Origin of the sequence: Sphingomonas sp. S-NIH.Pt15_0812 (assembly GCF_003951315.1) — a bacterium.
GTDB lineage: Bacteria > Pseudomonadota > Alphaproteobacteria > Sphingomonadales > Sphingomonadaceae > Sphingomonas.
Map to the genome: position 1 here is coordinate 24,855 of NZ_QLJH01000008.1, position 13,173 is coordinate 38,027.

Consider the following 13,173-nt stretch of genomic DNA (forward strand, 5'->3'; position numbering starts at 1 on the left):
GGGGCTCCCCAACTTTACGGTATTGCGCCCTCAAAATCTGGTGTGTCAAATCAGGGCTCCTGACATACCCAGATTTCGTGATTTCGTCGAAATCGCGTTCGTTTTGACATACCGGCCGCAGGCCGCCCGGAACGCGGCGACAGGTATGTCAGACTTCCTCAACGATGTGCAGGCTATGCCAGCGTCATGGCGGTGCGCGGCGAACGGTCTCGCGCATCGCGAAGATGCGTCGGTCCCGTCGCTCGACGACGCGACCGTCAGAATGGGAAGGTTGAGCAGTTATGGCCGAGCCAATCGAAGATGGGGATGCGGTACGCTCGACCGGGGCTGTGGCAGAGCCGGAGATCACCACCAGGGTCCTGGCCCTGGTCCGCAAACTGGCTTCGGATCCCGCAGGTGGTGGAAGCGCTGGCATGCGCGCGGTCGACAATCTGCAGGGCCATGCCGAGCGCGAAGCCTATCTGCGGGAAATGGTCATGAAATTCCGGCCGCCCGAGGCTGACCCGGAACTTTGGCTTCGATGGCTGTCAGGCGGTCCCGAACCTTTTGCGCCGCGCGTGCCAGAAAAGCCGCACTTTTCGCAGGTAAATACCAAGCGGGAGATCGAGCGCGCTTCGAAACGGGTCACCGCAGCGCGGGACCGGATTGCGAAAGCGGAACGTGAACTCTCGGCAGCGCAGTCGGTGGCGGCATCAGCCCTCGAATTCGAGTCCTCACTCATCGCGTGGGCGCTGATGGAGCAGATCACGTCGCTGGTGTCGCCGGTTTTTGCGATGGGGCCGGCGTGGACATTGATGCGTGTTGTCAGCCCCCATGTCCCAGCCGATGAGATGGAAAACGAACTGATCCTTGAAGACCACGAACCTAGCCGCAAGGCGCTGGAACAAAAGGTCAGGGAGGAACGCGTTGAGCTGTCGAAGAAGCTGCATGCCGCACTCGATTTCTGGGCAGGTGACAGGGAGTTCGAGGTGGACTTGCGGAACGCGATCAAATCCGTTGTCGACAAACATCAGTCGCGTGAAGCCGCTGCCCGCGGCAAAGGCCGAAAGGTACGCTCGCAAAACGAGGCCAAGAACTCCGTCAGGTCGGATAGCGCAGCCGCGCGTCACGAAATCCTCGCTCAGTCGGAACCCCTGGAGTAACTGTAGACCGCCGTGGCGGCTTACCATCTTCCCAATCCGATCGCGTCGACCGCAGACTCCTGCTCCTGCTCCTGCTCCTGCTCCTACCCGCAGCCCGCGATCACGAGCAGCCGGTTCCAGCGAATGCTGCCTTCATCACCATCCGCATGGGGCGTGGCGGCAGCATAGCTAGGCCCGTCTGCCGTGCGCGGTGCTACGCTTCTTGGCATGGCATCTGTAACCGGCGCGGCGATCGCCATCGGCAGCGTCGCGACCGGCGCCGGCAGCAAGGACGTAAACGTCTTTACAGTCAATTTCAGAAAGCGCCGCGCGCCGCAGCCGGTGCTTCGCGGGCCGCTGCCGCCTTCACCGCCGCCTCGTCGGCAAGACGCGCGTTGCGCCCCCGGCTGCCAAGGATCTTGAGGGAACTGGCGTCGGACATGACGGTGATGCGCGGATTGGGCTCCATCGTCAGATCGCCGCCGCATCGGGTGATGCACCACGATCCGTTCGCCGGCGTGCCCTCGGTCGGCCGCCCGTACTTTGCTTCGACTTGCCCGATAAGAGTGGCCGGATCGACGCGTTTGGTCGATACCGTCAGGTCGATCCGGTCGACGATCTCGCCCGCTGGCGTCTGCGCCATGAACAGGCGGAGATGTTCACCAGTAGGACCCTGGCAGGTCAGGTCACCAACGGCAGTGCCATCTGGGCCGAAGCCGTCGGGGATGCCTTTGCGCTTACGGACCTCCCGCTCGACGAGTTGCCGGAACGAGGCCGACTGGTATGTCGAGCACCGGTAGGTCCCTGCCAGCGCTGCCTGCACCGCGGCCAGAGGCATCCCGAGGCGAACGCCGGCGACGTCCATCGCCAGCGGTTTGGCCGTGGAAGACGCAGGTTGTGCGGGCACTCTCGCCTTCTGCGCCATGGCGGGAGCCGTGGGGAGCGAAAGCGCCATTATGGCACCGATGGCAGCAGCCTTGGTCATTTGCATCATGGTGTTCCTTGACGACCCGGCGCTCGGCGCCCGGGTCATGGTGTCGGCCGATATGAATGGGAGGATGATGGTCACGTCGATCGTCAGCGCGGCATCGGTCGCCAGCCGTCGCTTTGCAGCTCGAACGGCATTGTTGTCTCCTGCGGCTCGGCCATCCGCGCCTGTTCCGCCGGCGGCATGACCGGGATCGGCTCGACGCCGCGATAGGTGTAGGTGACCTGACTGACCCGATGACCGGCAAAGTCGGTCGGCTCGGTCCAGCGCACCACGTCGACAACCTCGCCTTTCGCGAGGCAGAGCGACGGCACGGCAACCGTCGCGTTCGTCGCCTTGCGCTCGACCGCGTGAAGATACGGCGCGCCCTTTGGCGTCGGCGCGTAGGAGATCAGTGGCTGGCGGACGAACGGGTTGGTGGACCCGCTCCACCGCGCCGGCTTCTCGAACGTCGTGCGCGTGACGAGTCCGACGCTGGCCAGACCATCCAGCATCGCGACCGCCTTTCCGTCGGAACCCGGTCCTGCCATCGGCGCCCTCGGTGAGGTGACGATCGGAAACCCCGATCCGGCGGTCTCGCCCTCGACCTCGTACTGCATCACGTCGATGGGATGGCAGAAGACATCGCGAACGACGGGTTCAAGCGCGGCGGCGAACGCCGCCTTGCTGGGGGCCTTGGAATTGCCACACCCGCTCAAGCCCGCGGCGGTGGCGAAGAGCAGGACAGCGGCGAACATGGACGTGGATCTGGACATGGGTGTTCCTTCCGGTTCAGCGGACGACGAGGTTGAAGAAGGCGGCGACGTCTGACGCGCCGCGAACATGGCCGGCGTCGAAGGCCCGCGCGACGCCGACCCGCAGCGTCGAGCAGGGCGCGAGCGCAGTCGACCAGCCGAACTCCAGATCGAGTTCGCGCGCCGTCGGCGACAGATCGAAGGTCCGGCGCTCTTCGGCGAGCGCACCCGACATCAGGTCATAGGCGACCGGCACCATCAGCGACGCTCGCGCCCGTTCGACGCGCAGCGGCGACGACAGGCCGAGCGTGGCCAGCCCGCCGAACAGCGAACGCGCGCCCTCAACCGCGAAGGCGGTGCTGACGATGCGGCCATCGAAGCGGACGCCTGCGACCGCGTCGGTGGCGCTGCTGCTGCCGACCGTGGCGCGACCAGTCAGCTGTACGCCCGCGACGTTCTGGCGCAGCGTCGTGGTCGCCAGGATGGTCCGGGCACCGGCCGCACCGGCCCCCGCATCGTCCCGCAACCCCAGCACCTGTCCCCGTTCGACGAGCTCCGATACCTCCAAGCCGACACCAAACGGGGCGGAGACGGTGACGGTGCGCAGGCCGGCCTCGCGGCTTTGCGACCCACGCCGGAATGACGAGGGCGACGCGGCGATGGAGGAACCTGAGGCGAACGAAGCCGACCAGCCGCCGATGGACCATTGGGAGGACATGCCGATCGGCTGCCCGATGGTGCCACGCAGATAAGAGCCGGCGAGCGAGGAGCCGCCACCCGGACCAACGGCGACGTTCGCACCCATCGTGACCGTCTGACCTGCGGCCGGTGAGAACGTCACAGTCGCCGGTCGGCCGGATGCAGCGGCCTGCCAGGGTCCTGTCGTCGTCGTCGTCGCAATGCCCAGTCTCGCGTCCGACCACGACGAGGACCGAAGGGGATAGGGAGCTGCGGATGCGGCGAGCCCTCCCGCGAGCAGACCGGAGGACCGCGCACGGATGCCGCTTGGCGCCGTCATCAGGTAGTCGCGGCCGTAGCGGTCAAACACGGTCATGGTCGACGTGCGCGAGCCGAGGTCGGCCGCGCCCGCCTCACCGCCGAACGGCGCGGACACGACCAGCGACGAATAACGCGCCAGCACCGTCCGTGCAGCGGCGAACGACGTCGTCGGAGCCTGCGCCTGCATCGCCTTCTCGACGTTCAGCAGTCCGACGCCGTAGACTTGATCGACCCCGGGCGCACCGAGGTCGGTCGCCGTGTCGAGCATGATGCGGCTGATCTCCTTGCCGCCGAGTTGTGGCCAATACTGCTTCAGCAGGGCCGCGGCGCCCGCGATCCCCGGTGCCGCGAAGCTGTTGCCCGTCACGACGACCTGCTGGCCGTTCTGGTCCACGGTCGCGACATTGCTCGCGACGACCGACAGGGTGCGGTCCGCCAATGCGCCGGGCGTGCCGTTGCCGCTGGGCGGCTGCAGGTTCGCGTCGACGCGGATGCCGAACAGGAACCAGTCCTTGTTCGACAGGTCCTTGCCGACGAGGTTCTCAGCGACCTTGCCCGAGAAACTGTCTTCGCCGACGTTGTTCGTTACCGATTCGACGAACAGCCGGTTGCCGCCGCGTACCAGATCCATCGCCGACTTCAGATCAGCGGCCATCTGCTCGCCGCCACCCGAGCCGTTGATGCTCATCGAGATCACGAAGGCCCCCTTGTCCACCGCGTATCTGATCGCCGGAGCGATCAGCGCGACGTTCGGCGCATCCGATTCGGGTATCGGACCGGTCGAACCCGCGGTGATGCCCTCGAGGTTCGGACCGCTGATCTTCAGTGCCAGGATGGTGGCGTCATAGGCCACGCCGTGCATGCCATTGCCATCACGCGCACCGGCTGCGACCGCAGCGGTCTTGCTGCCGTGGCCGTCCTTGTCGTCGAGCTCGAACCGGATCGTCTCGCCCGGGCAGGTCGCGCAACGGGCGATCTTCTGGTCGAACTCGGTACTGTCGGCCGAGATGCGGCCCGCGAACTCCGGGCCATCACGGTCGATGCCGGTGTCGACGATCGCGATCGTCACGCCCTTGCCCGTGATGCCGCGCGCGTAGGCGTAGTTGGCCTTCATGCCGATGGCAGCCGCGCTCTTCGCATCCTCGGCGGTCGGCGCAGGCTTAGGGGCAGGTGTTGGAGCCGGGGTGGGCGCAGGCGTCGGGCTTGGCGTCGGGGTGATGACCGGCGTCGTTCCTGGGGAATTGACACCCCCGCCGCCACCGCAGGCGCCGAGCATCATGGCGGTCGCAACCGCCGCCGAGTTTCTGATGATGGCGAGCCGCCTGTCGCGGCAATCGTGATATGCACCCACGCTCGAACCCCCGTTCGCGTCGGTGCCGACAGGCTGATCCCAGCCGGCGGCACCGCCCCTGTTGAAACGAGGCGGTGCCGGCCCAAAAGCCGGGGATTCAGAATCCTGCGGTAAGACAGGCGCGAGCGTCTTTAGGCCCCGAAGAGCCCTGGACATGCACGCCCGCTCCCCGGCCGAATGGAATTCGGGCCGGGCATACGGCTACTTACCGACAAGGTTCTGACGCCTCGGTCCGCCTGCTGGCGAACAGTCCACCTCTACGCCGAGCGGGTTAACAATCTCAAGCGCAGAACTGCGGCCGTGACATTATCGGGCGGAACGTGGCGACGAGATAACACAATTTTTGAAAAGCGGCGTGGCGAGCGGTTACTCAGCCATAAGAGGAAAAATGCCTACTGACGGCTTCGCCTTTCCAAAAAAAGGCACGAAGAGCATTCCTTAAGCGCCGAGGATCATGCTGCCGGATTGCCTATTAAGGCGACCAAATCGGTTCAATGGGGAAGCGCATGTCGCTGGGTGCGAAGGCGACCCAATCTCCAGTGACGATAGCGCCCAGCTTTACAGCACCGATTCATAGTCGTTATTCGAAGGTCGGTTCCACCGCGGCAGAATGATCAAACACATGGTAGACGGTGAGCCTAGCAATCCTCGAAGCCACATCGCGGCAGGAACCGAACTCAAGATCGCTGCAAGAGACATCGTTCGCCGTTGGGTCCGCGATACCACTGACGTCATACTCGACCGAATCGGCGAGGGCAGCATCCGCGCATCTTCCGATGCCACGGCCCATTTGCCTGTATTGGCCGAGGGCAGGTCTGCACAGACCGTCTTAGCTGACGTCGAGCAGTCAATTGCAGCATGGGACGAGCCCCCACCGCCACCTCGCTTTCAGTGGCTACGGGTCCGTCAGCATTCTGCCCCCAGCCTATCGCCCACAAATATCGACACGCTGGTGATGCGCCTGGATGCCGAACGGGATGAATCCACACGGCGGATGATCCTCCTCACATCGGCCCGCGATCGTCTGGCCAAGGCCACCGGCGGATTGGAGCAGGCTTTGACGACGATCGAGCTATTGCGGCCCATGATCGAGTCCGCAGCGCGGGAGTTGCGGGTCGAGCAGCCGGAACGCGCCGCCGCAGTGCAGGATCGTGGATCTGCCATCCTGCTGGAACGCGAACAGGCCCTGCTCACCCAGCAGGCCATCCACCGGCAGGCCGTGATGACGCTGGACCTCCTGATCGCCAATCAGACTGTCCTCGACAAGGCGATCGTCCAGGCGCGCACCGCGACGCTGTCAGCGCTGCAAGTCGCCATGGCGGCCCGGCAGGTGATGAGCGATCAGACGCGTATCGACCCAGGCCTCGCCGCCGAACGCGCCCGAGACAAGCTTCGTGCTGCCCTGGCCGAGGCGCACCAGGCGATGGAAACATTGGCATCGCGTGACAATTCCACCAGCCCGCTGGATTTGTAGCCGCTGCATGCGGTAGTCTCGCCTCCGGACGGAGGCGACAAGCGCAAGACATGGTATCGGGGTTTCTTGATCGAATCGCCAACTGGCTCTCAGCCTCCGATGACGGGTCGGCCATCCAGCCCCCTGCGCCCGTTCCGAGCAACCCTGCCATCAGCCCCGACGACGAACGCCTGCCCGATGCGTCGCGCCCGCGCGTGGCCCGGCTCGTCTCGCTCATTGCCGATATCGAGGCGCGGGCGCGGGACAACAGCCTGATGGTCTCGGCACTGGCCGAGGTTCGCCAGATGCGCGACACGCATTTGCCGCGACTGATCGTCAGCTATGCGGAAATCCCCCCTGCCCACCGCGCCGAGATTTTCCGCACGACGGGTCGTTCGGCGAGCTATAATCTTAACGAGGCGCTCGATCGCATGGTCACCCGCGCGGAAACGCTGTCCCGATCGATGGCGCAGGACGATATCGACAGCTTCGCCGACAATCTGCGCTTCATCGAGCAGCGCTATAGCGACAACGGCTCCGCCTGACCTCCTTTAGCCGAGCCGCATCGTCGGAGTGAGCCACACCGTGCCACGCCCGGAAAACACGAAGACCAGCCCCTCGCCACTCCGCATCGCATTGCGCAGCCCCCGGACCAATGGGCGCAATTCGACCTGCAAGCCGGCCGAATACATCAGCATCAGGTCGCCATCGACGATCAGTTCGTCCCGCCCGTCCAGTTCGACCACCTCGATCTCGTCGACCGGCACCGGCGACTCCACGACAAAGGCCCCCGCCCCGGTCAGCTTGGGCTGCATCAGGCCGTTGCCCGACAGCACGCCCTGCACCGAGCGATGGATATGGGTCGACACCGCGATATTGCCGTCGCAGGCGTAGAAGGCGCCGTCATCGAGGATCAGGGCATCCTGCGGCCCGTCCATCTGCGCCAGAATGAAATGCTTGGGGGTCGCCTCGGTCCACACCTCGCCCTGTCCGGCATAGCGGGTCGCGAAGGCGCTCTCGCCGGTCCCGGCGGAGGTGATGGCGCGGGCAAAAAAGCCACCGGCACCGGCATTCTTCTGAATGTCGATCTGCAACCGGCCCTTGGCATATTGCAAAGCGCCCGGCTCCAAGAGCGCCGCACCGCCATCGAGCACGATCCGCAACTGGCGCGCGGTGGCGGGATGCGGCGGGTGAAGGTGGATGGTGGCGGCGGTTCCGTTGGGCGAGGCATTGGGGACGTGCATCGGCGTGCCGAGCGCGTGGCTCTTGCGCACGAACTGATACAGTTCGAAGCGGACGCCCCTGCCGACCTGCTCGTCGATCTTGGTCCGATAATCGCTCATGCTAGTCTCCCCTATGCTCATGCGTGCAGCGGTATCGAGGCAGGATGCGCCATCGGATCCGCCACACCGAAGGCATCGGCGCGGGCGAGAATCCGCTCGGCCCAGCCGCGATGGGTCGATGGTTCGCACATGACCCCATGATGGGCAAACACCGCTGCACTATCCGGCGCCAGGATCGCCTGCGCCTCCCTCCATTGGTGCGACGGCACGGCAAGCGCCGCCTGGATGACCGGAACCTGATCGGGATGGATCGCGGATTTGGTGAACAGGCCATGCTCGACATCGCGCTGCACTTCGTCGCGAAGCAATGCGGTGTCGCCGAACCGCTCAAAGACCGGCGCGCTGAGGGCAAAGCCCCATGGCGCGAAGCTGCCGACCAGCATTCCAATCACCGCGCCCAGCGGCCCGTCATAGGCGGTTCGCCCCGCCACGCGGCGCAACCCCATGGTCTGCAGCAGATCATTGCCACCGATACGCAGCGCCAGGATGCGATCCTGCACCGCCAGCAGCTGATCGCGCAGCCGACGCAACTCATAGGGGTCGAGTGCCTCCCGGGTCTCCAGCGTCGGCATCAACCGATGCCCCGACGCATAGGGCAGCGAGAGATAGGCCGGCATATTGTCGGCATGCGCCTTGGGCAGGACGAAGCCCTGGACCCGCTCGATGCCGGGCAAGCGGAGGATATGGTCCAGCATTGCCCCATCGCGCGGCCGGACGAAGATCATCGGATCGCCTGATGCGGCGTCCCGCTGCGCCAGCCGACGCAGCAGCGCCGCCAGATGCGCCATCGCTAGAGGAATGTCGGAAACGAGGACCGCATCTTCCAAGCACAGCACCGCCGAGCGCAGCCCTGGCACGGCAACAGGACCGAACAACCGCTCGAACAGATCGGGGCGGGTGCATGGCATGTAGAGCGTCGCGCCCAGCATCATCGCCGACATCATGAGTCGTTCCCCAGGCTGCGGATGATGGCGACCGCGCGATAACGGCTGTCGTCGCCAAGGTCGGAGACGGGCAGGCCGCCGCGTTCGGCCAGATGGAGCAGATGCGCGACATCGGGGTCGTCGCTATCGCGGACCAGCAACCGCTCGGGCATACGACGCAACAAGGCGCGGGTCGCCTCGGCGATGCCCGGCTTGATCCGGTTGCGGTCAAGGGTCTGCGCCGATGCGAGCAGACGCGTGACCATTGCTTCGCATGCCTGACGCAGCGCCGGTCGCCGTGCCGCATGTCCGTCGATTGGCTGCACCATCGCTCGCAGCGCCAATGGCGTCAGCGTATCGACAAAGGCGCGCGAACGGTCGGCGGCGGCGAACTGTGGATAGCAGACACAGGCATGGAAATCGTCCGGCCCAACCAGATCGTCGCGCAGGATCGAGCGGCTGACCAGTCCCGAAACGATCCCGTTCAGCAGACCCGAGGCGATCAGGTAATCATCATCGGAAGCGGCGATGTCCGCCTGCCCGGCAGGATCCGCGACAACCGCCAGCACCGGCGCGAAACCGAAGGGCCGGTCGGCGAGGCTGGCACGCAGTTCCTGCGCGATGGCCCCCTTCCCCGTCCAGCCGTCGACGAAGACGACATCGGCCGGATCGTGGCGATCGGCGATATGGCGCAGCGCGTTCCGGTCGATGCCGCGATCGCGAATGATGCTGACGGCATAATGATCCACCCCATGCCCGGCGGCACGCAGCACCCGCGTCAGCAACACCCCGATCGGCGTGCCCGCACGGGCGAGGCTGGCGATCACCACAGGCTGTCCAGGACGTCGCGCCGCCAGATGCGCGGCGAGGCTTGCGATATCCTGCGCCAGCCGCGCGCCATTGCGCGCCAACGCCGCGTCATACAGCGACAGATAGGCGTCGCCGGGCACGGCTTCGGGCGCGATCATCTCGGAGTAATGGCGGCGGCCCGACTGGATCAGCGCCTCTTTCTCCACAACGTCCGTCGCGTCGAGCGCGACCGGCTTGAGCAGGAACGTCACGTCTTCCGGCGCATAGCTGCCCGAGAATGGCGCTCCGACCGGGACGGTGACGGGATCAGCCGCCACCCAGCACCTGCTTGCCCAGTTGAGACCCCACCGGCATCATCGCGAAGTCACAGACCGTCATGAACGGCGCATCGGTCAGGCTGTCCCCGATGCCCAGAACCGGTAGGTCGCCATGCGCGGCCCGCAACCGGGGCAGCAGCCGCTCGACCGCCTGCCGCTTGCCCAGATAGGGCGGCATCAGCGCGATATTGTTGCCGTTGCGGTGATCGGTCCAGCCGACGGGCAGGCCCGGTACGGCGGCATCGACCACCTCGTTCAGCGCCGCGCTGTCCGCCGTCGCATGTTTGACCAGCACGTACAGCGGCACATCGTCTTCGGTCAGGACGCGAACGCGGATCGCCTGCCCGCTATGCTCGGCCTCGGCTGCAATGGCGTCGGCATAGCCGGTCAGTTCGGCGACATGTGCAGCGGCGCTGGCGGCGATGCGGGCCGCCCACTCCTCGTCCACCTGCCCATGATCGTCGAGGATCACCCCGCCATGCGCGCAGATCGCGGCGGCGAAGGGGATATGAACCCGGCGCAGTGCATCCAGGCTGCGAGCCGTAACCGGGATCAGACGCGTCGTCTGAGCCAACCAGGTCAGGAAAGACATCTGGCGGGGCGTCGCATAGCTGAGCGGGTCGCCTCCCTGGGTGAAGCCCAGCGGCGTCAACCGATCGACGGGGACATCGTCGGGACATTTCCCGATCGTCTGGAACAGCGTATCGTCAAGATCGACGAACGCGATCGCCCCTATCGTCATCGCCACCCCAGTATCGTAGCATCGAGCGCGGAGATCAGCGCCGGATCGACACTGGCTATCGGCGTTTCGTGACAGATCCAATTCCTCCGCCCATCGGCGGCATCGGCATTGTAGAGATAGTTGGCGACCCCGGTGTCGTAATTGTCGCCGAAGCACAGCTTGGTCGCCATCGCGCCGCCGATCCGCGCCGGGCTGCGGCTGGTCGCCTGCACCACCACATCACGCCCCTCCGCCTCCAGCCGTTCGGCGAGGCGAAAGGGCAAATAGGTGAACTCGCCGGTGCCGATGATCCGCAACGGGTCGGTGCCATCGGGTAGCGGCTCGACCGGCAGCGTGTCGGGCGAATCCGACCGCCCCAGCCGTCCGTGATTGACATGCGTCGGCATGGTGCCGAGCGATCCCGCCCGCGCCTCGAATCCCGGATCGACCTGGTGGTCGGTGGCAGGCGTCCAGTCCAATTGCCCGCGAAGCAGCGATACCACTTCGGTCGGGCGCGGCATGACAGTCCAACGCTTTGTTCCCGCCGTCCAGTCGGTCAGCGTCGCCACAACGACTCTTTCAACCTGCGGCCATTCGGCGATCAGCGCAGCGGCGAGGTTGCGAACGGTGGTGCCGGTCGAAATCTCGTCATCGACGATCACCAGCGATCGGGGACAGGCCAGTGCATCGAACTGCGGACGATAGATCAAATGTGCCGAGGCGTGGCTGTGCGGTTCCTCGAACCGGCACAGCAGTGGTGCGTCGACCCTTTGTCGCGTGGAATGGATGAAGCCGGCATCCTCGCGCCCGGTCTGACGCTGCCATTCCTCGTGCAGCGTCTGGCCCAGGCAAACCGCCGTCTCGGCCAGTCCGATGACCAGCACCGGGCCGGGCAGATCGACGGGGATGGCGGAAGCCAGGTCGCGAACGCTGCGCCGCATGACGCTGGGTCGCGCGGGCAGATGCCGCCCCAGCACGCGCGACACGACCAGATAGCCGCGCTTGGGGTTCTCCCGCGCGGCAAAGTCACAAAGCGCCTCCAGCGGCCAGCGGCTGTGGTCGACGCGAATGGTCAGCCGACCGGTCGGCAGAGCGATGCGATAGGGCGGAGGCGCGAGGTCCGGCACGGCCGACATGAGGTGAGAATGTCCCGAATGAACGACCACGACAGGCCGATCCCGCCGGTTTCCCCGGCGGGATCGGGTCGTCAGATATTGACGCCAAGCGACTGGGCAAGCGGCCCCAGACCGCCGGCGAAGCCCTGGCCGATAGCCTTGAACTTCCACTCGCCATTGTGGCGATACAGGTCGCCGAAGATCATCGCCGTCTCGGTCGAGGCGTCTTCCGACAGATCGTAGCGTGCGATCTCCGTACCGCCGTCCGCGTTGACCACCCGGATATAGGCGTTGGACACCATGCCGAAATTCTGGCGGCGCGCCTCAGCTTCGTGGATCGTCACCGCGAAGCTGAGCTTCTGGATATCGGCGGGCAGCTGATCGAGGCCGACGACCACGACTTCGTCATCGCCGCTGCCCTCGCCGGTCAAATTGTCGCCTTGGTGGACGACCGCGCCGTTCGCGCCGTTCTTGTTGTTGTAGAAGATGAAATCCGCATCCGAGCGGACCCGGCCACCTTCGTTCAGCAGGAACACGCTGGCATCGAGATCGAACGCGCTGCCATCGGTCACCCGCGTGTCCCAGCCCAGCCCGACACGCACGCCGCGCAGGCCCGGTGCTTCCTTGCTAAGGCTGACATTGCCGCCCTTGGAGAGAGAAACTGCCATTTTTGCTATCCTCGATAGGGTCGGCGATCAGCCGACATTGACGCCATAATTGCGGGCCATGGGAGCCAGGCCGCCCTTGAAACCCTGGCCGACCGCGCGGAATTTCCACTCGCCATTATGGCGATAGACTTCGCCGAAGATCATCGCCGTCTCGGTCGAGGCATCCTCGGACAGGTCGTAGCGCGCGATCTCGCGGCCGGTGACATCGTTGACCACGGGGATGAACGCGTTGGACACCATGCCGAAGCTTTGGCGCCGCGCCTCGCCCTCATGGATGGTGACGCTGACCGCGATCTTCTGGACATCGGCGGGCACCTTGCCCAGTTCGACCTTCAGTGCCTCGTCATCACCATCGCCCTCGCCGGTGCGGTTGTCACCGGTATGCTCGACCGAGCCATCGGACGAGCGCAGGTTGTTGTAGAAGATGAAGTCGGCATCACCTCGCACCTTGTCATTGGCGCCCAGAAGGAAGGCGCTGGCATCGAGATCGAAATCGGTGCCGTCGGTGGTGCGCGTGTCCCAGCCCAGACCGATCAGGATGTGGGTGAGGCCGGGTTCTTCCTTCGACAGGCTGACATTGCCGCCCTTGGCCAGACTGACTGACATGGATGTGCTTCCTCTCTCTTGATC

General features: G+C 65.4%; 14 protein-coding genes. 4 read left to right on the forward strand and 10 right to left on the reverse strand.

Annotation, left to right across the window (positions count from 1 at the left end; genetic code table 11):
• The first annotated feature begins 281 nt into the window (after nucleotides 1–281).
• A complete protein-coding gene (locus BRX43_RS07180) occupies nucleotides 282–1,142 on the forward strand; it encodes a hypothetical protein (protein ID WP_125994183.1) in 861 nt (286 codons plus the stop codon).
• A gap of 295 nt (nucleotides 1,143–1,437) precedes the next feature.
• Here the strand turns inward: BRX43_RS07180 and BRX43_RS07185 are convergent, their stop codons facing one another.
• Genes BRX43_RS07185 through BRX43_RS07195 form a run of 3 tightly spaced genes read right to left on the reverse strand, consistent with a single transcriptional unit; the run spans nucleotide 1,438 to nucleotide 4,956 of the window.
• Entirely contained in the window at nucleotides 1,438–2,190 is a 753-nt protein-coding gene (locus tag BRX43_RS07185; protein ID WP_241214829.1) for a hypothetical protein, read from the reverse strand.
• An 8-nt stretch (nucleotides 2,191–2,198) separates the two neighbouring features.
• Nucleotides 2,199–2,846, reverse strand: coding sequence for a hypothetical protein (locus tag BRX43_RS07190; RefSeq protein ID WP_125994185.1), 648 nt, complete (start codon nucleotides 2,844–2,846; stop codon nucleotides 2,199–2,201).
• 34 nt (nucleotides 2,847–2,880) lie between these two features.
• On the reverse strand, nucleotides 2,881–4,956 hold the full coding sequence (locus tag BRX43_RS07195) for a S8 family serine peptidase (protein WP_125994186.1): 2,076 nt from the start codon (nucleotides 4,954–4,956) through the stop codon (nucleotides 2,881–2,883).
• Nucleotides 4,957–5,059: 103 nt separating this feature from the next.
• Between BRX43_RS07195 and BRX43_RS21160 the strand changes: the two genes are divergently transcribed.
• From BRX43_RS21160 to BRX43_RS07210, 3 genes are all read left to right on the forward strand, one after another.
• Nucleotides 5,060–5,182, forward strand: coding sequence for a hypothetical protein (locus BRX43_RS21160; RefSeq protein ID WP_277600159.1), 123 nt, complete (start codon nucleotides 5,060–5,062; stop codon nucleotides 5,180–5,182).
• 621 nt (nucleotides 5,183–5,803) lie between these two features.
• On the forward strand, nucleotides 5,804–6,667 hold the full coding sequence (locus tag BRX43_RS07205; protein ID WP_125994188.1) for a toxic anion resistance protein: 864 nt from the start codon (nucleotides 5,804–5,806) through the stop codon (nucleotides 6,665–6,667).
• Nucleotides 6,668–6,861: 194 nt separating this feature from the next.
• The gene (locus tag BRX43_RS07210; RefSeq protein WP_241214830.1) at nucleotides 6,862–7,191 is read left to right on the forward strand and encodes a hypothetical protein; all 330 of its coding nucleotides are present in this window, start codon (nucleotides 6,862–6,864) and stop codon (nucleotides 7,189–7,191) included.
• Between the two features lie 6 nt (nucleotides 7,192–7,197).
• Here the strand turns inward: BRX43_RS07210 and BRX43_RS07215 are convergent, their stop codons facing one another.
• The 7 genes from BRX43_RS07215 to BRX43_RS07245 all read right to left on the reverse strand — a co-directional run bounded on the left by BRX43_RS07215 (nucleotide 7,198) and on the right by BRX43_RS07245 (nucleotide 13,149).
• Nucleotides 7,198–7,989 carry an AIM24 family protein gene (locus BRX43_RS07215; protein ID WP_125994190.1) on the reverse strand — a complete coding sequence of 264 codons (792 nt, stop codon included), beginning with the start codon at nucleotides 7,987–7,989 and terminating at the stop codon, nucleotides 7,198–7,200.
• Nucleotides 7,990–8,006: 17 nt separating this feature from the next.
• A complete protein-coding gene (locus BRX43_RS07220) occupies nucleotides 8,007–8,930 on the reverse strand; it encodes an HpcH/HpaI aldolase/citrate lyase family protein (protein WP_241214831.1) in 924 nt (307 codons plus the stop codon).
• Nucleotides 8,930–10,039: a cysteine protease StiP domain-containing protein gene (locus BRX43_RS07225; protein ID WP_125994192.1), complete on the reverse strand. Its 1,110-nt coding sequence runs from the start codon at nucleotides 10,037–10,039 to the stop codon at nucleotides 8,930–8,932. The genes BRX43_RS07220 and BRX43_RS07225 overlap by 1 nt, the downstream gene beginning before the upstream one ends.
• A complete protein-coding gene (locus tag BRX43_RS07230) occupies nucleotides 10,029–10,781 on the reverse strand; it encodes a hypothetical protein (protein ID WP_125994272.1) in 753 nt (250 codons plus the stop codon). Before BRX43_RS07230 ends, BRX43_RS07225 begins: the two co-directional genes overlap by 11 nt.
• Nucleotides 10,778–11,896 (reverse strand): phosphoribosyltransferase domain-containing protein, encoded by a 1,119-nt coding sequence (locus tag BRX43_RS07235; protein WP_125994193.1) that lies wholly within the window; start codon nucleotides 11,894–11,896, stop codon nucleotides 10,778–10,780. Before BRX43_RS07235 ends, BRX43_RS07230 begins: the two co-directional genes overlap by 4 nt.
• Before the next feature lie 71 nt (nucleotides 11,897–11,967).
• Entirely contained in the window at nucleotides 11,968–12,543 is a 576-nt protein-coding gene (locus tag BRX43_RS07240; protein WP_125994194.1) for a TerD family protein, read from the reverse strand.
• Nucleotides 12,544–12,570: 27 nt separating this feature from the next.
• A complete protein-coding gene (locus BRX43_RS07245) occupies nucleotides 12,571–13,149 on the reverse strand; it encodes a TerD family protein (protein WP_125994195.1) in 579 nt (192 codons plus the stop codon).
• Nucleotides 13,150–13,173 lie beyond the last annotated feature (24 nt).